The organism is Pseudoflavonifractor sp. 60 (genome assembly GCF_009911645.1).
Lineage (GTDB): Bacteria > Bacillota > Clostridia > Oscillospirales > Oscillospiraceae > Lawsonibacter.
Genome location: NZ_QWKI01000173.1, coordinates 1 through 25,962, shown reverse-complemented (window position 1 = coordinate 25,962; position 25,962 = coordinate 1). Strand labels below are relative to the sequence as shown.

Here is a 25,962-nt window from a genome sequence, read left to right as displayed (position 1 = left end):
CCGGTTGGGCCAGTGGCGCCGGTGGCTCCCGCAGGACCCGCCGCGCCAATGGGGCCGTCCGCGCCGGTGGGACCAGTGGGCCCGGTGGCTCCGGCAGCACCCTCCGCAGGGCCGGTGGCCCCCGTGGCCCCGGTGGGGCCGGTGGGGCCGGGCAGGACGGGCGCGCTCATGGCCGAGGTCAGCTTTCCGGTCAGCAGCATCTGCTGTTCCATCACGTTGGACAGGGTCTCCTGCACGCTCTGGTTGACCTGCATGACCTCCTCCAAAGCCGCCGCCGACTCCAGACCCGGAAGGGTTCCCAACACATATTGCAGCTTCTCCCCCTCGGCGTTGAGGATGTGGCTCAGGCTGAGCTCCTCAGCGGCGATGGAGGAAATAATCTCGTTCAGGCTGCCCTCTCTGGTCAGGGGAGGATCAATTTGGGGAAAGGTTGGCAGTGACATGAGACATCCCTCCTCAGCTCAGACGGGTAATGGACAGGGTAGCGCCGGCGGAACCGGGCAGCAGGGTTGCCGCCGAGGCAATCCCGAACATCTGCAGGGAGATGGTGTCCCCGGCGTTCAGGTTCACCAGAATTTCGTTGGCAAAGTGACTCAGGGACACCGCAGGGGCCACAGTGGAGGCCGTGTTGGGGGTCCCGTTGATCAGCAGGCGGGTTCCGCTGGCCAGAGAGGCGGTGGTGTTCACGTTATAGGACAGCTGATAGCGCCCGGCATTGGTCACCGTGAACACCGTGTTGGCCCCGTTGACCGTGATATCCGGAGAGAGCACCTGGCTGTCCGGCAGGGGGATCAGGGTGCCGCCCACAATGACTGCCAGCGTGGTGCCGGTGGTGTTGGCCGCAAAGGCGGAGGTGGCGGTGACGTTGGGGCCGGTGGCTCCGGTGGGACCGGTAGCCCCGGTAGCGCCGGTGGCTCCCGTAGCGCCGGTAGCCCCGGCAGCGCCGGTGGCTCCCACGATCCCCGCAGGGCCGGTGGCTCCGGTAGGACCGGTAGCGCCGGTGGCCCCGGTAGCTCCCGTGGCCCCAGTAGCGCCGGTTGCGCCGGTGGGACCCGTAGCGCCAGCCGCACCGGCAGCGCCAGTGGCCCCGGTGACCCCCGTGGGGCCGGTAGCCCCGGTGGCACCAACCGCGCCAACCACACCGTCAGCCCCGGTGGGTCCGGTGGGACCGGTAGCCCCGGTAGCGCCCGTGGCACCGGTGGCACCAGTGGCGCCCGTGGGTCCCCCGGCGGGTCCGGTGGCGCCAGTGGCCCCGGTAGCGCCCGTGGGTCCCTGCATGGGGGAAGCCGTCAGCGCCCCCTGCATCTTCGCCTTCAAAAAAAGCTGGTTCTGCACCGTGGTCTCCAGCATACTGCGGACGCTCTCGTTGGCGGCCAGCACATCGCTGACCGTGGCGGGAGGACCGCTGAGACCGGGCAGAGTTCCCAGGATATATTGCAGCTTCTCACCCTCAGCGTTGAGAATATGGCTCAGTCCGAGCTCCTCCATGGCGATGGAGGAGAGAATTTGATTGACCGCGTCTTCCCGCTCAATGGGCGGATCAACGACGGGAAAGCTGGGCAGAGACATAATCGAGAATCTCCTTTCAAATTGACAGGCGCGGGGCTCTCCGCCGCGCCGCTACATTCTATGCGCGCTTCACTCGACGGGTCCCCCTCGAAAGAGACGGTGTCTGAGGACGAGTACAGCATTTTATGGGCCCTGCATCCCACGGGGCCCGGAAGAACCGAACTGTCCCCAATAACATAGGGTAGAGCGGCGGCATAGAAATCCTGCCGCACATCTTGCTCCCGGCGTCCGCCGGGACGGACTATGGAGTTTTGAATATGTCTATGCCCTCCTTTCCCCCCAACGGGGCGGATATGACTCGTGAGGAAGCTCTGACCATGATTATTGCGTCCATTGCCATGGAAGAGCTTGCCCTAAGTCATATTCTCAACGCTGAGGGTGAGAAGCTGCAATATATCCTGGGGACTCTGCCTGGAGCAAGCCCCTGTCTCTGTCCCCAGGATGTGCTTGCGGTAAACAAAAGCGTCACCGCCCTTGTGGAGGTGGTGACACAAAATCAGATGCTGCTGAAAAACAAGCTGGACCGGGTCCTGGAGTTCTGCCCCCCGCCCTGTCTGCCGGAACCGGGGCCCGCACCCTGCCCGCCAAGTCCCTGCCCACCCCCGTGGCCGACGCCCTGTCCCCCGGGACCGGGGCCTGCCCCCTGCCGGCCAGGTCCCTGCCCACCCCCGTGGCCGGCGCCCTGTCCCCCGGGACCGGGACCTGCCCCCTGCCGGCCAGGTCCCTGCCCGTCTCCTCGCTGTTTCTCCTGTCCGGCGGTGTTGTGCTGCGAAAAAAGCGCCGTCCAGCTCATTGGCCAGCGGGAGAGAATGTGGTGGGATCCGAACTGCCCTCTGCCCTGGAGGCTGAGGAGCCGCGCAGGAAACGGCATCCATTGGGACGGGTGCGCCCCTGCTCAGCTCCAGCTCAGCCCTGGGAAAACTTATGTGGTCCAGTACACACTGAATCTCTGCGCCGCACCACCGGCAGAGGGGGCGATCCTCCTGGGCCAGTCGCCCTGCGGCGTATTTCGAGAATCTCCGCCTCTGCGCTTCTCCATGAGACAGCCGCGTCTGACCCTGCGCCAGGTCGCCGTGCTCAGCCCCTGCATGAGCGGGGTGGGAGGCGCGGTCCTATCTCTGGTACTGGACGCCAAGCGGCCTGTGTGCGTGGAGCGGGCGGTAATGGATGTGGCGGAGCTCTGACGGGAGGGGCAGCAGGAATTTGACGCCCTGATGGGTTCCGTTCAGGAACCGCACGCTGCAACACGGCTGCACTGCCGCAGAGCGGTAATAAATCGCCCCACCTGCGAGACGGCATATCGTACCGTTTCACAGGTGGGGTACAGTGTTCTCTTGGGGCGGCTAATTCCCTCTTTCCGCCCCGGTCCACTGATACGGCTGGTCAATGGGCCAGGACAGGTCCGGGTTGGAAAGCTCCAGCGGCTTTGTCCCCTCGGTATAATACCAGATATCCAGGGCGTCCGGGTCGCCCCCCTCCAAGGTAAAGCCCTCCTGCAAAGTCTTCTGGATGCTGTCCAGGATCGTCTCTGCCAGCTGTTCCGCATCGTACATATGGAACTCCTCCTTCTGCGGGTCAGGCGGGCCGGTAAACAGGGAAGACTCATAGGACAGGGACACACCCATGCCGCCCTTGCCGCTGGTGACGTCTTCGGACAGCGTCAGGTTCCAGCCCGTCAGCTCCTCGATCCCCTGAATCAACCGCTCCGGGGTCAGCTCCCCCTGGTAGGTCATGGAGTATTCAGCAAAGCCCCCGGCCTTGGTCCCGATATACAGCGTGGCCCTCTGTTCGCTGACCGGAGGCGTGGAGGCGTCGGGTTCCTCCGCCGGAGGTGTACTTGCTGCGCCAGAAGATTCCTGGGGAGAGGAAGCTGCGCCGCCCTGAGATGCGGCCGGCTGATGACAGCCCACCAGCGCCGCGCACAAAATCAGTGCCAAAAGAATAAAGGTTTTTTTCAAGCTTAGTCCTCCTGATGTTCATGAATTTTTGCCGCCAGGGATACAGGGGCCTATCCATCATCAAAATCGTCTCGTTCATTTCCAAACAGTCCAGCAGCTCAGACGCAGCCATCCCCAGCCCGCAGGCTGACTGTAATCTTGCGCTGGTCCATCTGCTCCTGATTCCATTCGAATATGCCGTCGTTCTGTCCTTCCCCTGTTCCGGACCAGCAAGCAAGAGTATAAGCCATGGAAGGGTCCAGGTCAATGGTATACCATGATTATTTTTCAGAATACGATCCTCCTGTCCGAAGTATGATCTAACCCGGGAAGAGGTGGATTGCACTGCCTCCGCAAGTAAACGGAACATAGGCACAGAGCTCCCATGCACGCTCTGTGCCTGTTTACATGATCCTTCCATGACCCAATTACAGCAAGGCGCTCCCCTCCAGCTCTGACACCGGAACTCCCAGCAGCACCAGCGCCCCCGCCGCTGCCAGCAGGGGCAATTCTCCAGTCCCTGGCGGCAGTGTCAGGGGAAACTCCTGCCGCTCCACCACCTGACCGGTGACGGTGACCACCTCCCGCTGGAGGGCCGCCCACAGCGTGGTCCCCTCTCTGCTGGATACTGTCAGGCTGTCCCGGGGAGAAAGGCCGTAGCTCACCGCGCTGGCCGCCTGGAGCCGGGCGGGACACTCCCCTGGCAGAAGTACCGTCCGGCACCGCCTGGGCAGGGACAGGCCCCGCTCCGCCACCTGGGGCGAGACCACCAGCAGCGACGGGTGACACCGGCTTACACTGGCCTCCCGCCCGCGGTCCCCCAGAAACTGCAAAATAGCCCTCTCAATGCCTTCTCCGTCCTCAATCACTTGAAAAAGTTCCATCTTCTCCAACCCCTTTCCCGTCAGTTTGTCCTTTTTCGCAAATTTTATGCGCTATGCTTCTTCTTGACTTTACCCCCCGCTTTTTGGTAAAATAGTAAAATGATAAATTGGGGTTATGCGCCCAGTGAAAATGCGAGGTATCACCATGGCACAGAAGAAAAACTACGGCAACGACTCCATCTCTGCCCTGAAGGGAGCCGACCGGGTGCGCAAACGCCCGGGGGTCATTTTCGGCTCTGACGCCCTGGAGGGCTGTGAACACGCCGTTTTTGAGATCATGTCCAACGCCATTGACGAGGCGCGGGAGGGGCACGGGACCCTGATTACCGTAACCCGCTTTGAGGACGGCTCCATCCAGGTGGAGGACCAGGGCCGGGGCTGTCCCGTGGACTGGAACGAGAAGGAGCAGAAATTCAACTGGGAGCTGGTCTTTTGCGAGCTCTACGCCGGCGGCAAGTACGGCGGCGGCGACGACAACTACGAGTACTCCCTGGGCCTCAACGGACTGGGCTCCTGCGCGACCCAGTACGCCAGCCAGTTTATGGACGTCACCGTGTGGCGGGAGGGGAAAAAGTACACCCTCCACTTCGAGAAGGGGGAGAACATCGGCGGCCTGAAGTCAGAGCCCACCGACCGGGGCAAAAAAACCGGTACCACCATCCGCTGGAAGCCCGACCTGGAGGTGTTTACCGATATCAACATCCCCCCGGAGTACTTCCTGGACGTGATGAAGCGCCAGGCGGTGGTCAACGCGGGGGTCACCTTCCGGTTCAAAAACCAGGTGGGCGGAAAGTTCGAGACCACCGACTTCAACTATGAGAACGGCATTGCCGACTATGTGGCCGAGCTGGTAGGGGAGGAGGGCCTCACTGCCCCCGTCTTCTGGCAGACCGAGCGGAAGGGCCGGGACCGGGCGGACAAGCCGGAGTACAAGATGAAGCTGTCGGTGTCCTTCTGCTTCTCCAACAAGGTGCAGGTCATGGAGCACTACCACAACTCCTCCTGGCTGGAGCACGGCGGCTCCCCGGAAAAGGCGGTGCGCTCCGCTTTCGTCTCGGCCATCGACGGCTACCTGAAACAGCAGAACAAGTATACCAAAAACGAGAGCAAAATCACCTTCCCCGATATCCAGGACGCCCTGGTGCTGGTGAGCAATAACTTCTCAACCCAGACCTCCTACGAGAATCAGACCAAAAAGGCCATCAACAACAAGGGCGTCCAGGAGGCCATGACCGACTTCCTCCGGGCCCAGATGGAGGTCTACTTCATCGAAAATCCCCAGGATGCCCAGAAAATCGGCGAACAGGTTTTAATCAACAAGCGGGCCCGGGAGAACGCGGAAAAAACCCGGCTGAATATTAAAAAGAAGCTCACCGGCTCCATGGATATCTCCAATCGGGTCGCCAAGTTCGTCCCCTGCCGCACCCGGGATGTGAGCCGCAGCGAGCTGTATATTGTGGAGGGCGACTCCGCACTGGGCAGCGTGAAGCAGGCCCGGGACAGCGACTTTCAGGCTATTATGCCCATCCGGGGAAAGATTCTCAACTGCCTCAAGGCCGACTATGGCAAAATTTTCAAGAGCGAGATCATCACCGACCTGCTCAAGGTCCTGGGCTGCGGGGTGGAGGTCCACGACAAGCGGGCCAAGGACCTGGCTGTCTTTGACCTGAGCGCCCTGCGGTGGAACAAGGTGGTCATCTGCACCGACGCCGACGTGGACGGCTTCCAGATCAGAACTCTGGTGCTTACCATGCTCTACCGCCTCACCCCGACTCTCATCCAGCAGGGCTATGTCTATATCGCCGAGTCCCCCCTGTTCGAGATCACCTGTAAGGAAAAGACCTGGTTCGCCTACTCCAACAAGGAGAAGGATGATATTGTGGCAACCCTCCAGGGGAAGAAGTACGACGTCCAGCGCTCCAAGGGCCTGGGCGAGAACGAGCCGGAGATGATGTGGCTGACCACCATGTCCCCCGACACCCGGCGGCTTATCAAGGTCATGCCCGAGGACGTGGAGCGCACCGCCTATATGTTCGACCTCCTCCTGGGCGACGACCTCAGCGGCCGGAAAACCCATATCGCCGACCACGGCCACGAGTTCTTGGAGCTGGCGGATATCTCCTAATTTCTTCTTTCTTTTTTGAAAAAAAGAAAGAAGCAAAGAAAAAACTTCTGGAAAAAACTCCGCTTCGCTCCATCTTTTCCCCGCGCCGGCCTGTCTGCTCCTTCCTCTGAATCCGTCTTAACTCATTTGATAAAATCCCGTTTTTATCTCTAAAAATATACACAGATATAACAGCTTCTGAACATCTTGCGGGAACGCGCAGGAAGCAAAACGGAGCGCAGCGGAGTTTTGCGCAAAAGTTTCTTTTCGCTTCCTTTTCTTTTCAAAGAAAAGGAAGAAAAAGGGAGGGTGTGTAAGGAATGAATTTGTTCGACATTTTGGGCCCTGTAATGGTGGGGCCGTCCAGCTCCCACACGGCGGGGGCGGTGCGCATTGGACGGATGGCCCGGGCGCTGCTGGGGCAGGAGCCTGTCCGGGCAAAGCTGCTGCTCCACGGCTCCTTCCTCTCCACGGGGGAGGGTCACGGGACCCATCAGGCTCTTATTGCCGGGCTGCTGGGGCTGGCTCCCGACGACAGCCGGGTCCCGGACAGCTTCGCTCTGGCTGAGGAGCGGGGCCTGGACTTTACCTTCGGCGCCTGCACACTGCGGGACGTCCACCCCAACAGCGTCCTCATCACCCTGGAGGGGGACCGGGGCGGCAGGCTGGAGGTGGGGGCCTCCTCCCCCGGAGGCGGGCGCATTAAAGTCTTCCGGGTTGACGGGCTGGACACCTCCTTCTCCGGAGAGCTGCCAACTCTGGTGGTCCACAACTCGGACAAGCCCGGCTGTGTCAGCCAGGTCACCGGCGCGCTGGCCGCCCAGGGGCTGAACGTGGCGACCCTCCAGCTCAACCGGGGCGGCCGGGGCGGCAGTGTGGTCATGGTCATTGAGTGTGACCAGCCGGTCAGCGAGGCCACCGCCCAGTGGCTGCGCAGTCTGCCCGGCATTCTCCGGGTCAACTGCTACACCCCCAACGAGGAGGAACTGGTATGATTGACTTCACTTCCATTCAGCAGATGCTGGACGACAGCCGGGAGGCTAATCTGCCCCTGTGGAAAAACATTCAGCTGTCCGACTGCCAGCGCCAGGATATCACCCCCGAGACCTCCTGGGCCAAAATGTCCGCCATGCTGGAGGCCATGACCCAGGCCGACGAGGGCTACCGGGCTGAGGACCGCTCCCGCAGCGGTCTGACGGGGGGCGACGGAGGCAAGATGGCCGAATATGGCCAGGGGGAGACCCTGTGCGGCCCCCTGCTCACCGACGTGATGGCCGGGGCCCTGCGCATGGGGGAGTGCAACGCCTGCATGAAGCGGATCGTGGCCGCCCCCACCGCCGGGGCCTGTGGGGTCCTGCCTGCGGTGCTCCTGCCCTACCGGCGGCACTTCGGCTGCGGGGAGAACGCCCTGGTTCAGGCCCTGTATGTGGCCTCCGGCTTCGGTATGGTCATCGCCGCCCGGGCCTCCATCTCCGGGGCCGAGGGGGGCTGTCAGGCGGAGATCGGCTCCGCCGCCGCTATGGCCGCCCCCGCCCTGGTCCACCTCCAGGGGGGCTCCCCGGAGCAGATGTCCCATGCCTGCGCGATGGCGGTGAAAAATCTGCTGGGGCTGGCCTGCGACCCGGTGGGGGGCCTGGTGGAGGTGCCCTGTGTCAAGCGCAACGTCATCGGGGCCATGGACGCCTTCTCCGCCGCCCAGATGGCCCTGGCGGGCATTGAGAGCCGGGTCCCCCCCGACCAGGTGCTGGACGCAATGGCTGAGGTGGGCTGCTCCCTGCCCCACACCCTGCGGGAGACGGGCAAGGGTGGACTGGCCGCGACCCCCTTCGGGCTGGAGTACGCCCCCAAGGAGCCCTGATTTTGATTGGGAATGGCTGTGGGCCGTCCCCGCAAACCGATTTTACAGGAACAGGGAATGAACCCAATGGTCAAAAAAAAAGAGAGAAGGTATCCCCATGAAAAAGCGCCTGAGCGCACTGCTCCTGGCAGCCATGATTCTGTCTCTGGCCGCCTGCGCAGCCCCGGAGCACTCTGACGACTCCTCCCTCACCGCCAACCAGCGCTATGCCCTGGAGAAGCTGGACCAGGTCAACGATATGGTCCTGACCCGGGAGACCGTCCCCTCCGACTGCCTGCGCTACCTCCCCGATGATCTGGCGGAGCTGGTGGAGGAGTACAACGACCAGACAGGGAACCTGCGCATCCGCTTTACCGCCAACGCCAGACGCGTCGTCCACAGTCTCCTCTACGATCTGGAGGACAGAACGGAACCCCTGGTGTATGAGTATCCCCAAGTCTACTACGACTGGGTGGGGCGCATCTCCCATTACGCCCTCTTCGAAAACTTCACCGAGCTGTGCGAGAACGACCCCAGCCTGTCCTTCCCGCTGTATGTCGAGGGCGGCGGCTCCTACGGGATGTGGGCTCTGCCCAGCCACTTCTATGATGACAGGGATGTGCAGGAGCTCCAGGATTATCTCCGCCTGGTGGAACAGCTGCTGGACGCCTTCGACGCCGCCCGGGAGACCAAAGTATAATTGATAACAAGGACTGAACCAAATGGCTAAGAAAAAAACGCCGGCTGAACAAAAAAAACGGGGCGCCGACCCCAACGTGATGGGCCTGCGGGCGGAGGTGCTGGAGCAGCCCATCACCCAGACCCTGGAGATCAACTATATGCCCTACGCCATGTCGGTCATCATCTCCCGGGCCATCCCCGAGATTGACGGCTTCAAGCCCTCCCACCGCAAGCTGCTGTATACCATGTACACCATGAAGCTGCTGGGGGGCGCCCGGACCAAGAGCGCCAACATTGTGGGCCAGACCATGAAGCTCAATCCCCACGGCGACCAGGCCATCTACGACACCATGGTCCGCCTGTCCCGGGGCTACGGAGCCCTGCTCCACCCTCTGGTGGACTCCAAGGGCAACTTCGGCAAGGTGTACTCCCGGGATATGGCCTGGGCGGCCAGCCGCTACACCGAGGCCCGGCTGGACTCCATCTGTAACGAGCTGTTTCGGGACATCGACCAGGACACGGTAGACTTTGTGGACAACTACGACGGCAAGCTGAAGGAGCCCACTCTGCTGCCCACCACCTTCCCCAACGTACTGGTCAGCGCCAACAAGGGCATCGCCGTGGGCATGGCCAGCGACTTGTGCGGCTTTAACCTGGAGGAGGTGTGCGACACCACCATCGCTTTTTTAAAGGACCCGGACCACGATATTATGACGACCCTCAAGGCTCCCGACCTGCCCACCGGCGGCGAGCTGCTCTATGACGCCGCCGCCCTGGGGGATATCTACCGCACCGGTCGGGGCTCCTTCAAGGTCCGGGCCAGGTGGCGCTACGTGAAGGAAGAAAACCTGATCGAGGTCTACGAGATCCCCTACTCCACCACCTCTGAGGCCATTCTGGACAAGGTGACCGAGCTGATTAAGCTGGGCAAGGTGAAGGAGATCGCCGATATGCGGGACGAGACCGACCTGTCCGGCCTGAAGCTGACCATCGACCTGAAACGGGGCGCCAATCCGGACAAGCTGATGGCCAAGCTCTTCAAGCTGACCCCCCTGCTGGACAGCCAGTCCTGCAACTTCAACATCCTCATCGCCGGAATGCCCCGGGTGATGGGAGTGCGGGAGATTCTGGAGGAGTGGACCGCCTGGCGGATGGAGTCGGTGCGCCGTCGGGTCTACTTCTCCATGAACAAGAAGAAGGAGAAGCTCCACCTCTTAAAGGGCCTGCGGCGTATCCTGCTGGACATTGACCGGGCCATTCAGATCATCCGGGACACCGAGGAGGACGCCGAGGTCATCCCCAATTTGATGATTGGCTTCGGCATTGACCAGGTCCAGGCGGAGTATGTGGCGGATATCCGGCTGCGCAACATCAACAAGGAGTACATCCTCAAGCGCACCCAGGAGGTAGACGCCCTGGCCGACGAGATCGCCGACCTGGAGGACATTGTGGGCTCCCCCAAGCGCATCCGGAAGATTATTGTGGGGGAGCTCACCGAGGTAAAGAAAAAATACGCCGTCCCCCGGCGGACTCAAATCGTCTACGACCACATGGACGAGCCGGTGATGACGGCGGAGGACGAGACCCCCGACTACCCCGTCCACCTGTTCTTCTCCCGGGAGGGCTACCTGAAGAAAATCACCCCCCAGTCCCTGCGCATGGCCAGCGAGCAGAAGTACAAGGAGGGGGACGGGCCCTGTCTCCAGTGGGAGACGACCAACAGGGAGGAGCTGCTGGTGTTTACCGACAAGCAGCAGTGCTACAAGACCCGCCTCAGCGACTTTGAGGACACCAAGGCCAGCGTTCTGGGGGACTATCTGCCCTCCAAGCTGGGGATGGAGGCGGATGAAAAGGCCCTCTGGGCCTGTCTGGCGGGGGACTACTCGGGACATCTGCTGTTCTTCTTTGAAAACGGCAAGGTGGCCCGGGTTGAGCTGTCCGCCTACCAGACCCAGACCCGCCGGAAAAAGCTCACCGGGGCCTACTCCGACAAGTCCCCTCTGGTCACCGCCTTCCTGCTGAAGGAGGACTTCGAGGCGGCGGTGGTCTCCACCGAGGGCCGCTGCCTGGTCTTCCACACCGCCAGCCTCAGCCCCAAGACCACCCGGAGCACCCAGGGGGTGGGCGTGATGACCCTGAAGCCCAAGTACAAGGTGGAGAAGGTCCTCCCCCTGGACCGCACCCACATTCAAAACGCCGCCCGCTACCGCTCCCGCTCCCTGCCGGTGGCCGGGGCCCTGCTCAAGGAGGAGGACCGGGGGGAGGAGCAGATGACACTGCTGTAATCAGGAGGAATTTATGAAACAAGCCGGCCTCTCCCGCCTGGCGCGGGACTATGTCTGGATATTTCTGGGTTCAGTGCTCTACGCGGTCAGCTTTGACTGGTTCTATGTACCCAATCAGCTGGGCTTCGGGGGCCTCACCGCCCTGGGCATGATCCTCAACCACCTCTCCCCCGCCATCCCCATCGGCACGGTGGTGCTGGTGCTCAATATCCCCCTCTTTCTGCTGGGTTGGAAATTTTTGGGGTGGCGCACCCTGGTGTCCTCCCTCTTCGCTATGACGGCCACCTCCTTGCTGGTGGACCTGATCGCCGCCCTGTACACCTTCCCGCCCATGGACCCCATGCTGGCCGCCATCTTCGGCGGAGTCACCCTGGGGGTCTCCCTGGGCATGATCTTCTCCAAGGGGGCCACCACCGGGGGCACCGACCTGATCGCCCGCCTGCTCAAGCTGCCCTTCGCCTGGCTGCCCATGGGCAAGTTGCTGCTGGTGGTGGACCTGTCCATGCTGCTGGCGGTGTCTGTGGCCTTCCGCAGCTTAAACAGCGCCCTGTACGGCATCATCTCTCTGTATATCTCCACCGCCGTGATGGACCAGGTACTCTACGGCCTGGACCGGTCCAAGGTGGCCTATATCATCACCTCCCGCCCCCGGCCCATGGCGGCGGAGATTGACCGGCAGATGGACCGGGGGACCACCTTTCTCCACGGGGAGGGGAGCTTTTCCAAGGAGGAGAAGCTGGTGCTCATGTGCGCCTTCAAGCAGCGGCAGATCGTCCCCCTGAAGGCGCTGGTCCACGAGATGGACCCAGAGGCCTTCCTCATTGTCTGCGACGCCCACGAGGTACTGGGCCAGGGCTTTCGACGGTATCAAAAGAACGACATATAAAGGAGTGCTGAGGATGACAGACTGGACCCATTTGATGAAAAACCTGGAGACACGGGGGTTTTCCCCCAAAGCCTTCGCCACCAAGGAGGAGGCCGCCGACTACCTGGACAGCCAGATCGACGGGGTCAGCGTGGCCTTCGGCGGCTCCATGACCGTCCAGGAGATGGAGCTTTATCCCCGGCTGGCCGCCCACAACAGCGCCCTCTGGCACTGGAACAAGGACGCGCTGGCTCAGGCCGCCGTCACCGACGTATACATCTGCTCCGCCAACGGCCTGGCCGAGACCGGGGAGATCGTCAACATCGACGGGGTTGGCAACCGGGTGGCCTCCACCATCTTCGGCCACAAGCGGGTCTATTTCGTGGTGGGCCGAAACAAGATCGCCCCGGACTTTGACCAGGCCCTGTGGCGGGCACGGAACATTGCCGCCCCCAAAAACTGCCGGCGGCTGGGGCTGAAGACCCCCTGCGCCGTTAAGGCCGACAAATGCTACAACTGCTCCAGCCCGGACCGCAGCTGCCGCGCTCTGGTGGTCCTGTGGGAGAAACCCCGGGATGTGGAGAAGATGGAGGTCATCCTCATTGACCAGGAGCTGGGCTATTAAGCCGGCGGGCGGGCGTCTTCTGGCGGGGCTCCTCTCCCTGACCCTGGCGCTGACCGGCTGCTCCGCCCTGCTGGAGCGGGACTATACCTCCGTGACCCCCCACAACGCCGCCCCCGCCACTGAGGGGAACCCCTCAACCCTGCGGGCGGACAGCTATCAGGAGCTGGTCAACGCCCTGGTCTACTTCATCAGCGGCGGCATGGAGGAGGGCACCGTCCGGCTGTACACCCGGGCGGAGGACGTGGAGTCCTTCCTGTCCGGTGCCTGTCTGGAGGTGGTCCAGGAGGACCCGCTGGGGGCCTACTGCGTGGAGTTTATCAAGTACACCGTGGACCCGGTGGTCACCTATTTCCAGGCTGACGTGCATATCACCTACCGCCGCAGCCGGGAACAGGTGGCCTCCATTGTCCAGGCCACCGGGGTCACCGCCATCCGCAGCGAGCTGGAGTCGGCCCTGTCCACCTTCGCCACCGAGCGGGTACTGCGCATCAGCTACTTTGAGGAGGACGAGGCCTTCATCCGGGACCTGGCCCGGCAGGCCTACTACAACACCCCCGCCTCCGCCCTGGGGATGCCGGAGATCTCGGTCTTCATCTACCCCAACACGGGCCGGCAGCGGATTGTGGAGATTTTAATGCAGTACCCCCTGGAGCGCCCCGAGCTGGAGAGCCGCCAAGAGGATTTGGCCTACGCTCTGGAGCAGCTGGCCTGGGACCTGGACAGCCTTACAGGCCGCCGCCAGGCGCTGGCCGCCGCCTGGGCGCTGCTGGACACCGGCGACCCCGATCCCCTGGGGGGCTCCACCGCCTATGACCTGTTCCACAGCGGCTCCGCCAACAGCGAGGGCCTTTCCCTGGCCTACGCCGCCCTGTGCCAGCAGCTGGAGCTGTCCTGTCAGACGGCCCAGGGGGAGCAGAACGGGGAACCGCACTTTTGGAACGTGGTACAGACAGCCGAGGGCTGGCGGCACATCGACCTGTCTGGAGGAGAACCGGCGCTGTATACCGACGCTCAGCTTCTGGAGCTGGGCTATACCTGGGGGGAGGGCGCACTGCCCGCCTGCGCGGAGGAGTAGGAAAATTGTTCCTTTCTTACCGTTGTGTTACATCCCTTGCCAAGTCAGGAAAGTTTCGCTATAATAGTCTTGACTTACCTCCCAGGCCCGCCCAGAAAGGAGCCCCCATGAACGGAATCAGACGTTGGCTGGCCGCCGCGGTGATCGCGGCCGCCTCTCTCAGCTGCGCCCATGCCCTGCCGGCCCAGACCCCCTTTGCCGAGCTGCGCATTGATGCGTCAGATCTGGATATCCCCGACCGCAATATCTCCATCGTCCTCTATCATCGGGATGAGGCCGGACAGTTTCAGCCCGACGGAACCCGTGAGGTCAGCTGTAGGCTCAACCGGACCACCAAGGACGCCAGCTTCTTTATTCAGACCGACTCTGACGGGGTCTGGCTGTCGGTGGACTACCTCACCGACGTCAACGGCGACGGCGTCTACGAGCTGCTGGAGGACGAACAGGCCCCCGTGTGGGACGTGATGGACAGCTACGGCATTCTGGCAGTGCCCACCGGGGACCCCCCTGTGCTGGAGGCCGGACTTCCCCACCTGCTGTCCCCGGATATGCTGATCCAGCGCAGTCTGGAGGCTGTCCAGGACCGTCTCCCCGGCGGGAGCACCCCTCTGACCGAGGAAGAGAATGGCCAAAAGCAGCGGGAACTGCCCCTGTGCATGGTCCGTCTCCGCCACACCGATCCGGAGGACGGGCAGAGCTATGAGCAGACCTATTATATCCAGATCACCGACAATGTGGGGATGCCGCTGGACGTCTCCCCCAACGACTGGTACTACGACGCGGTGAACTTCGTTCTGTCCCGGGGCTACTTCACCGGCTCCTCCAGCGGACTGTTCCTCCCGGATGGGCAGCTCACCCGGGCCCAGCTGGCGCAGGTGCTGTGGGCCATGAGCGGCTATCCGGAGACTCAGGAGGCCCGCTTCTCCGACGTCTCCCCCGACGACTGGTTCTGCCAGGCCGTCTCCTGGTGCCAGCAGGAGGGCCTGATCGCCGGTTACCCCAACCAGACCTTCTCGCCCAACAGTCTGCTGTCCCGGGAACAGCTGGTTACGGTCCTCTACAGCTACGCCCAGCGGGCCGGGGTCAGCCTGCGCACCAGCGTGGAGCTCTCCCAGTACACCGATGGCGGAGCGACCTCCCCCTGGGCCGCCGAGAGTATGCGCTGGGCCCTGACTCACGAGCTGCTGCCCATTACCGACGACCTCCTCCAGCCCGGCGCCATTGTCTCCCGGGCGGAGCTGGCCAGCGCCCTGTACGCATACTCGCTCCAGTTTGACATCTATGGCTCCGCCATCTCCAGCGGACTGCGCTGAAATTTGCCTCCGGTCTTCGGGCCGGGGGCGCTGTTTTTCCCCTCCCTCAGTTTAAGGACTGGAATATTTGTCCAAACTATCCATAGAATAAACCGAAGGAAAAAAGCTGAGAGGAGCGAACATATAATGGCCCAATCCCCAAGAAAATTGTCCCTGCGCCGGGGCGATCCAGCCCGGGAGGAGGAGCGGCGGGATTTGCTTAACTCCCTGTCCCACACCCGGACCCTCATCAACCAGGCCTACGGCGGCTTCAACTGCGCCAGCGATACCGACCTGATCGAGTCCTATGTCTTTGAGATCAACGCCCTCCAAGCCCGGTACAACTACCTGCTGCGCCGGGTCAAGGAGCTGGAGGGAGCTACATGAGCCCTGTGCCCGGATATGCGGCCTGGTGCCTCACCGGACTGCTGCTGTGCGCCGCCCTCTTCCTCCTGCGGGACCTGGCGGCGCGGCTGCTCCGGCTGGCCCTGCGCTCCTCGGTGGGGCTGGCCGCGCTGGCCCTGTTCTCCCAGGTGGGCCACCTCTTTGGGATCAGCCTGGGAGTCAATCTGGTCAACGCCCTGATTTTGGGGCTGCTGGGCGTCCCCGGCTTCGGCCTGCTGCTCATGGTCCAGTGGGTGCTGCGGTAAACCGGCCTCTTCTTTTTGAAAAAGAAATGTTTTTTAGGCTTGACAAATCCCGCCTTTCATGGTAAGATAGCAAGCGTCTCTGATTGGAGTACATCCGGAGAGATGTCCGAGGGGTTTAAGGAGCTGGTCTTGAAAACCAGTGACTCGCAAGAGCCGTGGGTTCGAATCCCACTCTCTCCGCCACTTCGGAGCAAGCAATGTGAAGCTGTTTCCCTAAAATTCAATACACAGTTTTTACTTGCAGCCACGCAGAAGTACCCAAGTGGCTATAAGGGGCTCCCCTGCTAAGGGAGTAGGCGGGTAAAACCGTGCGGGGGTTCGAATCCCCCCTTCTGCGCCAAACCGGGGCAAGCGTCACATTGCTTGCTCCGACTTTTTATCGTCGGAGTATTTTTTCTTCCTGCTCCAGAGAGACAAAACTGAGAAAGGGAGTCAATCCATGGATTTGAAGTTTGACGTGAAGGAAAAAATCGAGGAGGCCGTCCAGAAGCTGCAAAAGGACCCCGCCCTTCTGAAACGCTTCCAGAGTGACCCGGTGAAGACCGTGGAGACCCTGCTGGGCGTGGACCTGCCTGACGATCAGCTCCAGCCCCTTGTGGCCGGCGTCAAGACCCGGCTGGCCGCCTCTGACCTGGGTGGAAAGCTGGAGGGCCTGAAAAAGCTGTTCTGAACACATTCCCAATCTGCGCCTCACCGTGGGGCGCTTTTTTTAACCACAGAAATGAAGGGGGCCGCCGCCTGTGAACTTATGCGACACCAGCCAAATCAGAGCCCTGCTGGCCCGGCACGGCTTCCGCTTCTCCAAGTCTATGGGGCAGAATTTCCTCATTGCGGACTGGGTCCCCAGGGAGATTGCCAGCGCCTCCGGAGCCGCTCCCGGGGCCGGCGTGCTGGAGATTGGCCCAGGGATCGGGCCCCTCACCGTCCAGCTGGCGGAGCGGGCGGACCAGGTGGTCTCGGTGGAGCTGGACCGCTCCCTGCTGCCCATTTTGGCGGAGACCCTTCAAGACTTCCCCAATGCAGAGGTGGTCTCCGGAGATATTTTGAAACTGGACATCTCCGCCCTGGTCCGGGAAAAATTTTCCGGGCTGACCCCCATCGCCTGCGCCAACCTGCCCTACAACATCACAACCCCCGCCATCACCGCCCTCATTGAAGCGGGCTGCTTCTCCTTTATCACAGTGATGATCCAGCGGGAGGTAGCCCAGCGCATCTGCGCCCAGCCCGGAACGAAGGACTACGGGGCCTTCTCCGTCTACTGCCAGTATTATACCCGTCCGGAGCTGCTCTTTGAGGTCCCTCCGGAGTGCTTCATCCCCACCCCCAAGGTGACCTCTGCCGTGGTGCGGATGGTCCACCGCCCCGCCCCTGAGGAGGCGGACGACCCCGAGCACTTCTTCAAGGTGGTCCGGGCCTCCTTCGCCCTGCGGCGCAAAACCCTGCTCAACAGCCTGTCCGCCGGCCTGAGCGGGCAGTACGCAAAAGAGGACGTGGCCCGGGCCATTGAACGCTGCGGATTTCCCCCAGATATCCGGGGAGAGCGGCTGTCCATCCCTCAATTTGCCCAACTGTCCAGAGCTTTGCGGGGAATTGTTTGACCCTTTTGACCATTCCGTCATTTTCGTCCACTTCTCTCTTGCAAAGCCAGAAAAATTGGGGTAAAATAAGGCATGATTCGGAATGGATAACCACTTTAACTATTTTTAAGGAGGAATTCATCATGGAAACCTACGGATTGGAACAATACGGCATTACTGGCATTCAGGAGGTCGTATACAATCCCACCTATGAGCAGCTCTTCGAGGCTGAGATGGACCCCACCCTGGAGGGCTTTGAGAAGGGCCAGATGACCGAGCTGGGCGCTGTCAATGTGATGACCGGCATCTACACCGGCCGCTCCCCCAAAGACAAGTTCATCGTTATGGACGAAAATTCCAAGGACACCGTGTGGTGGACCTCCGACGAGTTCAAGAACGATAACAAGCCCGCCTCTCAGCAGGCCTGGGACGCCTGCAAGCAGCTGGCCATCCAGGAGCTGTCCAACAAGAAGCTGTACGTGATGGACGTGTTCTGCGGCACCAACAAGGACACCCGCATGGCTATCCGCTTCATCATGGAGGTGGCTTGGCAGGCTCACTTCGTGAAGAATATGTTCATCGCCCCCACCGAGGAGGAGCTGAAAAACTTCAAGCCCGACTTCATCTCCTACAACGCCTCCAAGGCCAAGCTGACCAACTACAAGGAGCTGGGCCTGAACTCCGAGACCGCCGCCATCTTCAACATCACCAGCCGTGAGCAGGTCATCATCAACACCTGGTACGGCGGCGAGATGAAGAAGGGCATGTTCTCCATGATGAACTACTACCTGCCCCTGAAGGGCATTGCCTCCATGCACTGCTCCGCCAACACCGACATGAACGGCGAGAACACCGCCATCTTCTTCGGCCTGTCTGGCACCGGCAAGACCACTCTGTCCACCGACCCCAAGCGTCTGCTCATCGGCGACGACGAGCACGGCTGGGACGACGAGGGCGTGTTCAACTTTGAGGGCGGCTGCTACGCCAAGGTCATCAACCTGGACAAGGACGCCGAGCCCGACATCTACAACGCCATCCGCCGCAACGCCCTGCTGGAGAACGTCACCGTGGACGGCGAGGGCAAGATCGACTTTGCCGACAAGTCCGTCACTGAGAACACCCGCGTCTCCTACCCCATCGAGCACATTGAGAAAATCGTGAAGAACGTTCACCCCACCTCCTCCGGCCCTGCCGCCAAGAACGTCATCTTCCTGTCCGCCGACGCCTTCGGCGTGCTGCCCCCCGTGTCCATCCTGACCCCGGAGCAGACCCAGTACTACTTCCTGTCCGGCTTCACCTCCAAGCTGGCCGGCACCGAGCGGGGCATCACCGAGCCCACCCCCACCTTCTCCGCCTGCTTCGGCCAGGCCTTCCTGGAGCTGCACCCCACCAAGTACGGCGAGGAGCTGGTGAAGCGGATGGAGAAGTCGGGCGCCAAGGCCTACCTGGTAAACACCGGCTGGAACGGCACCGGCAAGCGCATCTCCATCAAGGATACCCGCGGCATCATCGACGCCATCCTGGACGGCTCCATCCTGAAGGCCGAGACCAAGACCATCCCCTACTTCGGCTTTGAAGTGCCCACCTCCCTGCCCGGCGTTGACCCCGCCATCCTGGACCCCCGGGATACCTACGCCGACCCCGCCGAGTGGGACACCAAGGCCAAGGACCTGGCCAGCCGCTTCGTGAAGAACTTTGTCAAGTACACCGGCAACGACGCCGGCAAGGCCCTGGTGGCCGCCGGCCCCAAGGTGGACTGATTTTCCCCAATGAGAACAGGGCGCGAAAGCGCCCTGTTTTTCTTGCATTTTATCCTGCCCTATTGTAAACTATAGAAAAAGGGAAAGGAGGCCGGTTATGAATACGAATCTGGCCTGTCCGGACGAGGAATTTCAGCGCAGTGAGCTGGTCGGCGGCAAATTGGTTGCGATGTCGCCCCGACCCACATTCAACCACAACCGGGTTGCGGAAAATATCGACTTTATCTTCCGCACATATTTGAAAGGGAAAAAATGCACCCCGTTTGGAGATGGATACGACCTGTTCCTCACCGACGAGGATCACTTTATCCCGGACTTCATGGTGGTCTGCGACCGGGACAAGATCAAAAACGACGGCGTCCACGGCGCGCCCGACCTGGTGGTGGAGGTGCTCTCCCCCAGCACGGTGAAGCGTGACCGCACCCGGAAAAAGGACGTGTACGGCCTGTGCGGCGTGCGGGAATACTGGCTGGTCGATCCCGCCGGCAAGACCGTGGAGGTCTATCGGAACACCGGCGCGGAACTGGTCCTCCATGAGGTCTACGCCGTCTACCCCGACTGGATGCTGCCCAGGCTGACCGAATCGGAACGGGCCGCTGTGGTCACCCACTTCAAGTGCAGCCTCTTTGACGATTTGGATATCGCTTTGGACGACATTTTCAGCGGCCTTCTGCCGTCATAATCAGAGGAGGAATTTGCCATGGGCCTGTTCAAAAAGAAAAAACAGCCGGAGCGCGCTCCGGAGCCGGAGAAAAAATCCCCCCTGGACGAGATGGACTCCTCCATCCGCCCGGGCGGGGTGTTTATGGTGCAGCTGCTGATGAAGGAGCAGTGCGAGACGCCCAGTCTGGAGCAGATGACCCAGGTGCTGGAGCGCCACATCGGCAGGGTGGAGGCCGCCCCGCCCTCCGACGATCTGGCCGCCAACATGAAGGACATCGCCCTCTTCGCCGCTCTGGACCACATCGCCAAATTCAGCAACAGCGAGGGGCCGGTGCAGGTGTCGGTCATGCCCTGCGACACCTTCCACCCGGAGAAAATCGACGAGATGAAGCGCAGCCAGATGTGGGACTGCCTCCCAGACCGGGACCGCATTCTGTCGGAGTGCAAATACTGCGTCTTCGCCAATGACATTCTCACCGGCGCTCTGGACCCCCTGGAGCGGGCTAATTTCGACATGGATTTTCTGGAGGCTCTGCTGGAGCTCTTCCCCACCTGCGAGGCGGTGTACTCCCTGAACACCGGCAAACTGGTGCTGGCCGACGTGATCCGCAGCAGGACGGTCACTGGTCTGGACCGGTTCATCCGCTATATTGTCAACGCCCGATTCTTTAACATTGAAAACAGCGGCGACCACATTGTGGACACCCTGGGTATGTCCCTGCTGTACATCGAGGACCTCCAGTACCACTTCCACAGCATGGACCCCAACTGGGTTGTGATGCACGCCTATAACATCGCCGCCTATATCCTGGAAAACCGCCGCCCCATTCAAGACGGCGACACCATCGACGGTGTGACCGACGGCCAAATCGACCAAAGCCTCCAGTGGAAATGCCACTTTGAGGACGCCATCGTCCTGCCCGGCCGTCCCGTGCTGGACATCCATATGGGGAGCTATGCCGCCGGCGGGCGGTGATACAGGCCCTCTGCAATCCAGCACAACAGCAAGGAAGGAGAAGGAGTGCAATGGAAGCATTTTTCTTGGATCTGCGGCCCGCCATTGAGGAGGCGGTGCGGCACGCAATGGAGAAGATCCGCCGGGAGGCCGGGGACGAGCACATCTACAGCGCGGCCCTGGTCACCGACAGCGGCTGCACAACCCTCTTTCTGGCGGTGAACACCGAGGAGGCGCTGGCGCGGCGGGACCAGGAGGACCGGACGCCGGAGCGGCTGGCGGAGCTGCTGGAGTATTATCCCCGGGAGGTGGTGGATCAGGTGGCGGCGGGCTCCTTCAGCCTGAACCGCTATGTCCCCGACGAGTGGGGCTGGTCCGACGGAACGGACAGCGGGCTGGATCAGGTCAGCAGACGGCTTTGCGACCGGGAGGAGCAGCTCTCCGGCGGGGAGGAGGATACCTGTGACGAGGAGCAGCTCCTGGAGACGGTGATGTGTGCCTTTGAGACCCTTCGGGCGGAGGGCGTCTTTGGCCCGGAGGTCCTCTGCTTTGTCTCCATGTCCGACGATGAGCGGGCGGAGGAGATTGAGGATAACTCCGCCCAGCGGCTCAACACCCCGGAACAATATGGGCAGTTCCAGGGCTGGATGAAATTGTTTTACGGCTGACCAGTTTCCCTCTGCAAAGGGGGCGCTTCCTCCGCCAGCGGCAGGGTCAACACCGGACACCCCTCCGCGGCGGGGGCGGCGGCGCACTGGGGCAGGGAGAGCTCTACCCCCGCCTCCGTCAGGCACCAGCTCTGAAGGGGGCGGACTTTTTTCGCCTTTTCAGGCCAGTCCCTGTCCAGAAAGCAGTCCCCCGCCTGACGGCGCTCCTCCCCCTGGCGGACCAGCGACTGCCACAGCCGCTTCCGCCAGCCCTTCTCCCCGGGGAACAGGCTTCGCAGGGGCTTGGGTGCCCCCTCCCGGACAGTCCACACGTCCCCCCAGCGCACCCGGGCAGCGCGGCCATCCCCCCGGACCTCCGATCCATGGAAGCGCAGGCTGAGAATCCCGTCCTGAAGCAGCGCCGTCTCCCCAGCCAGCTCCCCCTGCCAGGGAGTGAAGGGCTTGGCCGCCTCCCGGCGATTTGCCAGCTCCAGGCAGGCCAGCCAGTAGACCTCCCGCTCCCACCTCCGCCGCCAGCTCCCGGCAACCCGGGCGTAATACTGGCTGATCCACACGCCCCCCAGGCCGGCCCCCTCCACCTGGGGCCAGGACAGGGCAAATGCCAGCACCGGCTCCCCCTCCAGGGTCAGGGTCCGCTCCTCCTTCTGCCATATGACCTGAATATCTTCCATGTTCCCGCCTCCTCTCTCCGTTTCTCCATCCTATGCCCGTATTGGGGATCGGTGCATTTTCCCCATGGATTTCTGCGTTTCTTTGTTTTTTAAGTTTACTTTTCTAAGTCAGCGTGTTAAAATAGATAAAAATACAGAGAGGCAGGTAGGCCAATATGTCAAAATTTTTGGACAAGCAGAGCAGCGACGCTCTGTACCGCGCCATTGTCAGCATCCAGAATGAGGAGGAGTGCCGCAGCTTCCTGGAGGACCTGTGTACCGTCTCTGAGCTGAAGGCTATGGCTCAGCGCATGGATGTGGCCATGCTGCTGGACGAGGGGCTGATCTACAGCGAGATCCTGGAGAAAACCGGAGCCTCCAGCGCCACCATCAGCCGGGTGAACCGCTGCCTGCACTACGGGGCGGGGGGCTACAAGACCATCGTTCCCCGCCTGCGGGAGCAGAAGGAATGAGCAGCTATCACTTTCTGGCCCGTTGCTACGACCGGCTGACCTATGACGTGGACTACGCCGCCTGGGCCGACTACATCGAAAAGCATTTTCGCAAAGCGTCTCTGCCCGGAAACACCGTGCTGGACCTGGCCTGCGGCACCGGCTCCCTGACCCGGGAGCTGGCGCTGCGGGGCTACGAGATGATCGGCGTGGACCAGTCCCCCGAAATGCTCTCGGAGGCGGCGGAGAAAAACCGGGGCGCCGCCCCCATCGAGCCCATCTTCCTGTGCCAAAGCATGGATCAACTGGACCTGTACGGCACCATTGACGCCTGTGTGTGCTGCCTGGACAGCGTGAACTATGTCACCGACCCCAGGAAGCTGGCAAAGGCCTTCCAGCGGGTCCATCTGTTCCTTATGCCCGGGGGGCTGTTCCTCTTTGATATCAACTCCCCGGAGAAGCTGGAGGGGCTGGACGGCCAGGTCTTTCTGGACGAGACCGAGGACACCTACTGCGTGTGGCGCGCAGAGTTCTCCCGGCATATCTGCTCCTACTTTATGGATATTTTCCAGCTGGACGGAGAGACTGGCCAGTGGGAACGGGGGGAGGAGCTTCACCGGGAACGGGCCTACACGGTGGCCGAGCTCACCGCTATGCTGGAGGAGGCGGGCTTCCGGGAGATCAGGACCTTTGGAGAACTGAAACTGCGTCCCCCCAGGGCGGGGGAACAGCGCATCTTTTTTACCGCAAGAAAGGACAGTCAGCCATGAACAACGAAATTGTGCGCGTCATCACCACCGACGGCTTTGCCAAGGGGGTTGCCGTTACCGGCCGGGACATTGTGGAGCGGGCCCGGAACATTCACAAGCTTCTGCCCATGGGCACCGCCGCCCTGGGCCGGACCCTGATGGCGGCCTCTATGATGGGGGATATGCTCAAGGAGGAGAAGGGGGCCCTTACCCTCCAGATCAAGGGGGGCGGGCCCTTGGGCGCCATTTTGGCCGTCTCCGACTATGAGGGCAACGTTCGGGGCTACGTCCAGAACCCCCAGGTGGAGCTGATGGAGCAGCGCCCCAGCAAGCTGGACGTGGGAGCCGCCGTAGGTCTGGACGGGACCCTCACCGTTATCAAGGACCTGGGCCTGAAGGAGCCCTATGTGGGGTCCATCGGCCTGTTCTCCGGGGAGATTGCCGACGACCTAGCCATGTACTTTGTGGAGAGCGAGCAGATCCCCACCGCCTGCGCTCTGGGGGTCCTGGTCGGGCTGGACCAGAGCGTCACCGCCGCCGGAGGCTATATCATCCAGCTCCTCCCCGGGGCCAGCGAGGAGATGATAACCCAAATTGAGGCGGGGGTCCACGCCATGGGCTCTGTCAGCCACGCACTGGCGGAGGGGCTGGACGCCGAGGGTCTGCTGCGGGCCGTGCTGAAAAACTTTGACCTGGAAATTTTGGAAAAGCATCCGGTGGAGTATCGGTGCTACTGCTCCCGGGACCGGGTGAGCCGGGCCCTTATCAGCATGGGGAAAAAGGACCTGTCCGAGCTGATTGCGGAACAGGGACAGGCAGAGCTGACCTGTCAGTTCTGTGACAAAATCTACCGCTTCTCCCGGGAGGAGCTGGAGCAGCTGCTGAAGGAGATGTAACCGGATGAGCACACTAAGTTATATGAAAAATATCCCCGGGGAGGAGGTGTTGGCGCTGGCCTCACTGGTGGAGGCAGGTCCCGGCCAGGTGGTCAGCCGCACTCTGGCTCAGAACAAGGCGGTAAGCGTGACCCTCTTCTCCTTTGCCCCGGGGGAGGAGATCAGCACCCACCAGTCCGAGGGGGACGCAATGGTCACTGTTCTGGAGGGCACAGGCAGATTTACTGTGGACGGCAGGGAGTACCTGGTCTCCCAGGGCCAGGCGCTGGTCATGCCCTCAGGCAAGCCCCACGCTGTCTTTGCCCCGGAGACCTTTAAAATGCTGCTGGTGGTTATATTCCCCTGCGCATAAAAATCCGGGCGGCCCAGCCGCCCGGATTCCTTTTGCTTAAAATCTGCTGCTTCCGCCGTTGGTCACGGCCTCCAGCACTGCGTAGAGACTCATATCAAACTCCTTGGTCATGGTAAGGGCCTCCTCCATGTCCAAATCTCCCAGACGGCCCCTCTGCACTGCGATGATCCGGTTACCCTTGCCCTCCATCAGGGTCTGCACCGCCATATAGCCCATACGGCTGGCGGTCTCGCGGTCACGGGCGGAGGGTGCGCCGCCCCGCTGGATATGCCCGGGGACGGTGACCCGGGGGTCAATTCCAATCTCATCGTGGATACGGGTTGCAATCTCAAAGGCGCTGCCCGCACCCTCGGCCACCACCACCATATAGTGGGTGGTGCCCGCCAGACGGGCCCGGCGGATCTTGTCCACCACATCCCGCTCAAAGTCCACCGGCCGCTCCGGAATCAGCACAGCGGTGGCGCCCACGGCGGTACCCACATACAGCGCCAGATACCCGGCATGGCGGCCCATAACCTCTACCACGGAGCAGCGCTCATGGGACTGCATGGTGTCCCGCAGCTTGTCGATACACTCGATAGCGGTGTTGCAGGCGGTGTCGAAGCCGATGGTGTAGTAGGAGCAGCCAATATCGTTGTCGATGGTGGCGGGGATGCCGATGACATCCAGCTTCTGTCCCCTCTCGGCCACCTGACGGGACAGGGCCAGCGCCCCCCGGAAGGTGCCGTCGCCGCCGATGGCCACAATGCCGTCCAATCCCAGCAGCTTGCAGGTGGCGATGGCCTTATCCCGACCGGCGGGGTCCAGGAACTCCTCGCAGCGGGCGGTGTACAGGATGGTGCCGCCCCGGTTGATGATGTGGCTGACGCTGGTGCTGTCCAGACGAACAAAGTCACTGTTAATCAATCCGCTCCAGCCCCGCCGGATGCCAATACACTCGATCCCATTGCCGATTGCCGTACGCACCACAGCGCGGACTGCCGCATTCATGCCCGGCGCGTCGCCTCCGCTGGTCAGAACACCAATTCGCCTGATTTTGTCACCCATAATACAACAACCTCCTTAAAAATCCCGGCCCCTTCGCCACACCGTGGGAGAGTACCGTGCTTTCATCGATCCCATTCATCCAATCATGCGCTTTGCGAATTTACCTTATTATGTCATTAATCCTTTGAATTGTCAAGAATGGCACACCAGACCCTTTTCGTGCATCCTGCCAATTTTTGCCCCGAAACCGGCGGAAATTTTGCAGCATAATTTTTTCATTTTCTGTTGACAAGCGGAGAAGGGTTTAGTATAATAAGCAAGCCGTCGTAAGTGCGGCGCAACCGGGGAGCATAGCTCAGCTGGTAGAGCACATGCCTTACAAGCATGGGGTCACAGGTTCGAGCCCTGTTGTTCCCACCACTTCATCCCCCCTTCTCCCCGCAACTACC

28 protein-coding genes and 3 tRNA genes are annotated in these 25,962 nt (G+C 61.7%); 25 read left to right on the top strand and 6 right to left on the bottom strand.

Annotated features, from left to right (window positions below; genetic code table 11):
- Together D1646_RS17820 and D1646_RS17815 are read right to left on the bottom strand one after the other, a co-directional pair.
- Window positions 1-443, bottom strand: a 443-nt coding sequence (locus D1646_RS17820; RefSeq protein ID WP_160637757.1) for a collagen-like protein, incomplete at its 3' end; no start/stop codon positions are given.
- Between the two features lie 13 nt (window positions 444-456).
- Window positions 457-1,569 (bottom strand): collagen-like protein, encoded by a 1,113-nt coding sequence (locus D1646_RS17815; RefSeq protein WP_160637756.1) that lies wholly within the window; start codon window positions 1,567-1,569, stop codon window positions 457-459.
- Window positions 1,570-2,378: 809 nt separating this feature from the next.
- Here D1646_RS17815 and D1646_RS23445 point away from each other — a divergent pair.
- The gene (locus D1646_RS23445) at window positions 2,379-2,753 is read left to right on the top strand and encodes a hypothetical protein (RefSeq protein WP_243154234.1); all 375 of its coding nucleotides are present in this window, start codon (window positions 2,379-2,381) and stop codon (window positions 2,751-2,753) included.
- A gap of 159 nt (window positions 2,754-2,912) precedes the next feature.
- Here the strand turns inward: D1646_RS23445 and D1646_RS17805 are convergent, their stop codons facing one another.
- Together D1646_RS17805 and D1646_RS17800 are read right to left on the bottom strand one after the other, a co-directional pair.
- Complete coding sequence (locus D1646_RS17805; RefSeq protein WP_160637754.1) at window positions 2,913-3,527, bottom strand: hypothetical protein; 615 nt, start codon at window positions 3,525-3,527, stop codon at window positions 2,913-2,915.
- 407 nt (window positions 3,528-3,934) lie between these two features.
- Window positions 3,935-4,390 (bottom strand): hypothetical protein, encoded by a 456-nt coding sequence (locus D1646_RS17800; protein ID WP_160637753.1) that lies wholly within the window; start codon window positions 4,388-4,390, stop codon window positions 3,935-3,937.
- A gap of 145 nt (window positions 4,391-4,535) precedes the next feature.
- Between D1646_RS17800 and D1646_RS17795 the strand changes: the two genes are divergently transcribed.
- The 19 genes from D1646_RS17795 (at window position 4,536) to D1646_RS17705 (ending at window position 21,427) form a co-directional block, all read left to right on the top strand.
- Window positions 4,536-6,515 (top strand): toprim domain-containing protein, encoded by a 1,980-nt coding sequence (locus D1646_RS17795; protein WP_160637752.1) that lies wholly within the window; start codon window positions 4,536-4,538, stop codon window positions 6,513-6,515.
- Between the two features lie 299 nt (window positions 6,516-6,814).
- On the top strand, window positions 6,815-7,489 hold the full coding sequence (gene sdaAB / locus D1646_RS17790) for an L-serine ammonia-lyase, iron-sulfur-dependent subunit beta (protein WP_160637751.1): 675 nt from the start codon (window positions 6,815-6,817) through the stop codon (window positions 7,487-7,489).
- A complete protein-coding gene (sdaAA, locus tag D1646_RS17785) occupies window positions 7,486-8,352 on the top strand; it encodes an L-serine ammonia-lyase, iron-sulfur-dependent, subunit alpha (RefSeq protein WP_160637750.1) in 867 nt (288 codons plus the stop codon). Before sdaAB ends, sdaAA begins: the two co-directional genes overlap by 4 nt.
- A gap of 97 nt (window positions 8,353-8,449) precedes the next feature.
- The gene (locus D1646_RS17780) at window positions 8,450-9,031 is read left to right on the top strand and encodes a hypothetical protein (RefSeq protein ID WP_160637749.1); all 582 of its coding nucleotides are present in this window, start codon (window positions 8,450-8,452) and stop codon (window positions 9,029-9,031) included.
- A gap of 22 nt (window positions 9,032-9,053) precedes the next feature.
- On the top strand, window positions 9,054-11,297 hold the full coding sequence (locus D1646_RS17775) for a DNA gyrase subunit A (protein WP_160637748.1): 2,244 nt from the start codon (window positions 9,054-9,056) through the stop codon (window positions 11,295-11,297).
- Between the two features lie 13 nt (window positions 11,298-11,310).
- Window positions 11,311-12,183: a YitT family protein gene (locus D1646_RS17770; RefSeq protein ID WP_160637747.1), complete on the top strand. Its 873-nt coding sequence runs from the start codon at window positions 11,311-11,313 to the stop codon at window positions 12,181-12,183.
- A 13-nt stretch (window positions 12,184-12,196) separates the two neighbouring features.
- Window positions 12,197-12,787, top strand: a complete 591-nt coding sequence (locus D1646_RS17765; RefSeq protein ID WP_160637746.1) for a lactate utilization protein — start codon at window positions 12,197-12,199, stop codon at window positions 12,785-12,787.
- Window positions 12,765-13,862 carry a hypothetical protein gene (locus D1646_RS17760; RefSeq protein WP_160637745.1) on the top strand — a complete coding sequence of 366 codons (1,098 nt, stop codon included), beginning with the start codon at window positions 12,765-12,767 and terminating at the stop codon, window positions 13,860-13,862. Before D1646_RS17765 ends, D1646_RS17760 begins: the two co-directional genes overlap by 23 nt.
- A gap of 107 nt (window positions 13,863-13,969) precedes the next feature.
- Window positions 13,970-15,175 (top strand): S-layer homology domain-containing protein, encoded by a 1,206-nt coding sequence (locus D1646_RS17755; RefSeq protein WP_160637744.1) that lies wholly within the window; start codon window positions 13,970-13,972, stop codon window positions 15,173-15,175.
- 126 nt (window positions 15,176-15,301) lie between these two features.
- Window positions 15,302-15,541 carry a DUF2508 family protein gene (locus D1646_RS17750; RefSeq protein ID WP_160637743.1) on the top strand — a complete coding sequence of 80 codons (240 nt, stop codon included), beginning with the start codon at window positions 15,302-15,304 and terminating at the stop codon, window positions 15,539-15,541.
- On the top strand, window positions 15,538-15,804 hold the full coding sequence (locus D1646_RS17745; RefSeq protein ID WP_160637742.1) for a pro-sigmaK processing inhibitor BofA family protein: 267 nt from the start codon (window positions 15,538-15,540) through the stop codon (window positions 15,802-15,804). Before D1646_RS17750 ends, D1646_RS17745 begins: the two co-directional genes overlap by 4 nt.
- A 96-nt stretch (window positions 15,805-15,900) precedes the next feature.
- A tRNA-Ser gene (locus tag D1646_RS17740) sits at window positions 15,901-15,987 on the top strand.
- A gap of 65 nt (window positions 15,988-16,052) precedes the next feature.
- A tRNA-Ser gene (locus D1646_RS17735) sits at window positions 16,053-16,144 on the top strand.
- A gap of 99 nt (window positions 16,145-16,243) precedes the next feature.
- Window positions 16,244-16,474 carry a hypothetical protein gene (locus D1646_RS17730; RefSeq protein WP_160637741.1) on the top strand — a complete coding sequence of 77 codons (231 nt, stop codon included), beginning with the start codon at window positions 16,244-16,246 and terminating at the stop codon, window positions 16,472-16,474.
- A 70-nt stretch (window positions 16,475-16,544) separates the two neighbouring features.
- Window positions 16,545-17,402, top strand: a complete 858-nt coding sequence (gene rsmA / locus D1646_RS17725) for a 16S rRNA (adenine(1518)-N(6)/adenine(1519)-N(6))-dimethyltransferase RsmA (RefSeq protein WP_160637740.1) — start codon at window positions 16,545-16,547, stop codon at window positions 17,400-17,402.
- 122 nt (window positions 17,403-17,524) lie between these two features.
- Window positions 17,525-19,141, top strand: a complete 1,617-nt coding sequence (gene pckA, locus D1646_RS17720) for a phosphoenolpyruvate carboxykinase (ATP) (RefSeq protein WP_160637739.1) — start codon at window positions 17,525-17,527, stop codon at window positions 19,139-19,141.
- A gap of 97 nt (window positions 19,142-19,238) precedes the next feature.
- The gene (locus D1646_RS17715) at window positions 19,239-19,823 is read left to right on the top strand and encodes a Uma2 family endonuclease (RefSeq protein ID WP_160637738.1); all 585 of its coding nucleotides are present in this window, start codon (window positions 19,239-19,241) and stop codon (window positions 19,821-19,823) included.
- 90 nt (window positions 19,824-19,913) lie between these two features.
- Entirely contained in the window at window positions 19,914-20,780 is an 867-nt protein-coding gene (locus D1646_RS17710) for a DUF4261 domain-containing protein (RefSeq protein ID WP_243154235.1), read from the top strand.
- A gap of 50 nt (window positions 20,781-20,830) precedes the next feature.
- Window positions 20,831-21,427 carry a DUF4303 domain-containing protein gene (locus D1646_RS17705; protein WP_160637736.1) on the top strand — a complete coding sequence of 199 codons (597 nt, stop codon included), beginning with the start codon at window positions 20,831-20,833 and terminating at the stop codon, window positions 21,425-21,427.
- On the opposite strand, the gene D1646_RS17700 is transcribed toward D1646_RS17705, so the two are convergent.
- The gene (locus tag D1646_RS17700) at window positions 21,418-22,098 is read right to left on the bottom strand and encodes a hypothetical protein (RefSeq protein WP_160637735.1); all 681 of its coding nucleotides are present in this window, start codon (window positions 22,096-22,098) and stop codon (window positions 21,418-21,420) included. The two genes, D1646_RS17705 and D1646_RS17700, sit on opposite strands and share 10 nt — an antisense overlap.
- A 155-nt stretch (window positions 22,099-22,253) precedes the next feature.
- On the opposite strand from D1646_RS17700, the gene D1646_RS17695 reads away from it, so the two are divergent.
- Genes D1646_RS17695 through D1646_RS17680 form a run of 4 tightly spaced genes read left to right on the top strand, consistent with a single transcriptional unit; the run spans window position 22,254 to window position 24,526 of the window.
- Window positions 22,254-22,550: a YerC/YecD family TrpR-related protein gene (locus D1646_RS17695; RefSeq protein ID WP_160637734.1), complete on the top strand. Its 297-nt coding sequence runs from the start codon at window positions 22,254-22,256 to the stop codon at window positions 22,548-22,550.
- Complete coding sequence (locus D1646_RS17690) at window positions 22,547-23,299, top strand: class I SAM-dependent methyltransferase (RefSeq protein ID WP_160637733.1); 753 nt, start codon at window positions 22,547-22,549, stop codon at window positions 23,297-23,299. Before D1646_RS17695 ends, D1646_RS17690 begins: the two co-directional genes overlap by 4 nt.
- Window positions 23,296-24,174, top strand: a complete 879-nt coding sequence (gene hslO / locus D1646_RS17685; RefSeq protein ID WP_160637732.1) for an Hsp33 family molecular chaperone HslO — start codon at window positions 23,296-23,298, stop codon at window positions 24,172-24,174. Before D1646_RS17690 ends, hslO begins: the two co-directional genes overlap by 4 nt.
- 4 nt (window positions 24,175-24,178) lie before the next feature.
- The gene (locus D1646_RS17680; RefSeq protein ID WP_160637731.1) at window positions 24,179-24,526 is read left to right on the top strand and encodes a cupin domain-containing protein; all 348 of its coding nucleotides are present in this window, start codon (window positions 24,179-24,181) and stop codon (window positions 24,524-24,526) included.
- 36 nt (window positions 24,527-24,562) lie between these two features.
- On the opposite strand, the gene D1646_RS17675 is transcribed toward D1646_RS17680, so the two are convergent.
- Entirely contained in the window at window positions 24,563-25,573 is a 1,011-nt protein-coding gene (locus D1646_RS17675) for an ATP-dependent 6-phosphofructokinase (RefSeq protein WP_160637730.1), read from the bottom strand.
- A 284-nt stretch (window positions 25,574-25,857) separates the two neighbouring features.
- Here D1646_RS17675 and D1646_RS17670 point away from each other — a divergent pair.
- Window positions 25,858-25,933, top strand: a tRNA-Val gene (locus D1646_RS17670).
- Window positions 25,934-25,962 lie beyond the last annotated feature (29 nt).

Coding starts and splice junctions, on each gene's coding strand:
- D1646_RS17680 (WP_160637731.1), top strand. CDS start 24,179: ATGAGCACACTAAGTTATATGAAAAATATCCCCGGGGAGGAGGTGTTG.
- D1646_RS17765 (WP_160637746.1), top strand. CDS start 12,197: ATGACAGACTGGACCCATTTGATGAAAAACCTGGAGACACGGGGGTTT.
- D1646_RS17750 (WP_160637743.1), top strand. CDS start 15,302: ATGGCCCAATCCCCAAGAAAATTGTCCCTGCGCCGGGGCGATCCAGCC.
- D1646_RS17775 (WP_160637748.1), top strand. CDS start 9,054: ATGGCTAAGAAAAAAACGCCGGCTGAACAAAAAAAACGGGGCGCCGAC.
- D1646_RS17745 (WP_160637742.1), top strand. CDS start 15,538: ATGAGCCCTGTGCCCGGATATGCGGCCTGGTGCCTCACCGGACTGCTG.
- sdaAA (WP_160637750.1), top strand. CDS start 7,486: ATGATTGACTTCACTTCCATTCAGCAGATGCTGGACGACAGCCGGGAG.
- D1646_RS17715 (WP_160637738.1), top strand. CDS start 19,239: ATGAATACGAATCTGGCCTGTCCGGACGAGGAATTTCAGCGCAGTGAG.
- D1646_RS17780 (WP_160637749.1), top strand. CDS start 8,450: ATGAAAAAGCGCCTGAGCGCACTGCTCCTGGCAGCCATGATTCTGTCT.
- D1646_RS17710 (WP_243154235.1), top strand. CDS start 19,914: ATGGACTCCTCCATCCGCCCGGGCGGGGTGTTTATGGTGCAGCTGCTG.
- D1646_RS23445 (WP_243154234.1), top strand. CDS start 2,379: ATGTGGTGGGATCCGAACTGCCCTCTGCCCTGGAGGCTGAGGAGCCGC.
- D1646_RS17815 (WP_160637756.1), bottom strand. CDS start 1,569: ATGTCTCTGCCCAGCTTTCCCGTCGTTGATCCGCCCATTGAGCGGGAA.
- D1646_RS17755 (WP_160637744.1), top strand. CDS start 13,970: ATGAACGGAATCAGACGTTGGCTGGCCGCCGCGGTGATCGCGGCCGCC.
- D1646_RS17795 (WP_160637752.1), top strand. CDS start 4,536: ATGGCACAGAAGAAAAACTACGGCAACGACTCCATCTCTGCCCTGAAG.
- D1646_RS17700 (WP_160637735.1), bottom strand. CDS start 22,098: ATGGAAGATATTCAGGTCATATGGCAGAAGGAGGAGCGGACCCTGACC.
- D1646_RS17730 (WP_160637741.1), top strand. CDS start 16,244: ATGGATTTGAAGTTTGACGTGAAGGAAAAAATCGAGGAGGCCGTCCAG.
- D1646_RS17690 (WP_160637733.1), top strand. CDS start 22,547: ATGAGCAGCTATCACTTTCTGGCCCGTTGCTACGACCGGCTGACCTAT.
- D1646_RS17770 (WP_160637747.1), top strand. CDS start 11,311: ATGAAACAAGCCGGCCTCTCCCGCCTGGCGCGGGACTATGTCTGGATA.
- pckA (WP_160637739.1), top strand. CDS start 17,525: ATGGAAACCTACGGATTGGAACAATACGGCATTACTGGCATTCAGGAG.
- D1646_RS17800 (WP_160637753.1), bottom strand. CDS start 4,390: ATGGAACTTTTTCAAGTGATTGAGGACGGAGAAGGCATTGAGAGGGCT.
- sdaAB (WP_160637751.1), top strand. CDS start 6,815: ATGAATTTGTTCGACATTTTGGGCCCTGTAATGGTGGGGCCGTCCAGC.
- hslO (WP_160637732.1), top strand. CDS start 23,296: ATGAACAACGAAATTGTGCGCGTCATCACCACCGACGGCTTTGCCAAG.
- D1646_RS17695 (WP_160637734.1), top strand. CDS start 22,254: ATGTCAAAATTTTTGGACAAGCAGAGCAGCGACGCTCTGTACCGCGCC.
- D1646_RS17675 (WP_160637730.1), bottom strand. CDS start 25,573: ATGGGTGACAAAATCAGGCGAATTGGTGTTCTGACCAGCGGAGGCGAC.
- D1646_RS17705 (WP_160637736.1), top strand. CDS start 20,831: ATGGAAGCATTTTTCTTGGATCTGCGGCCCGCCATTGAGGAGGCGGTG.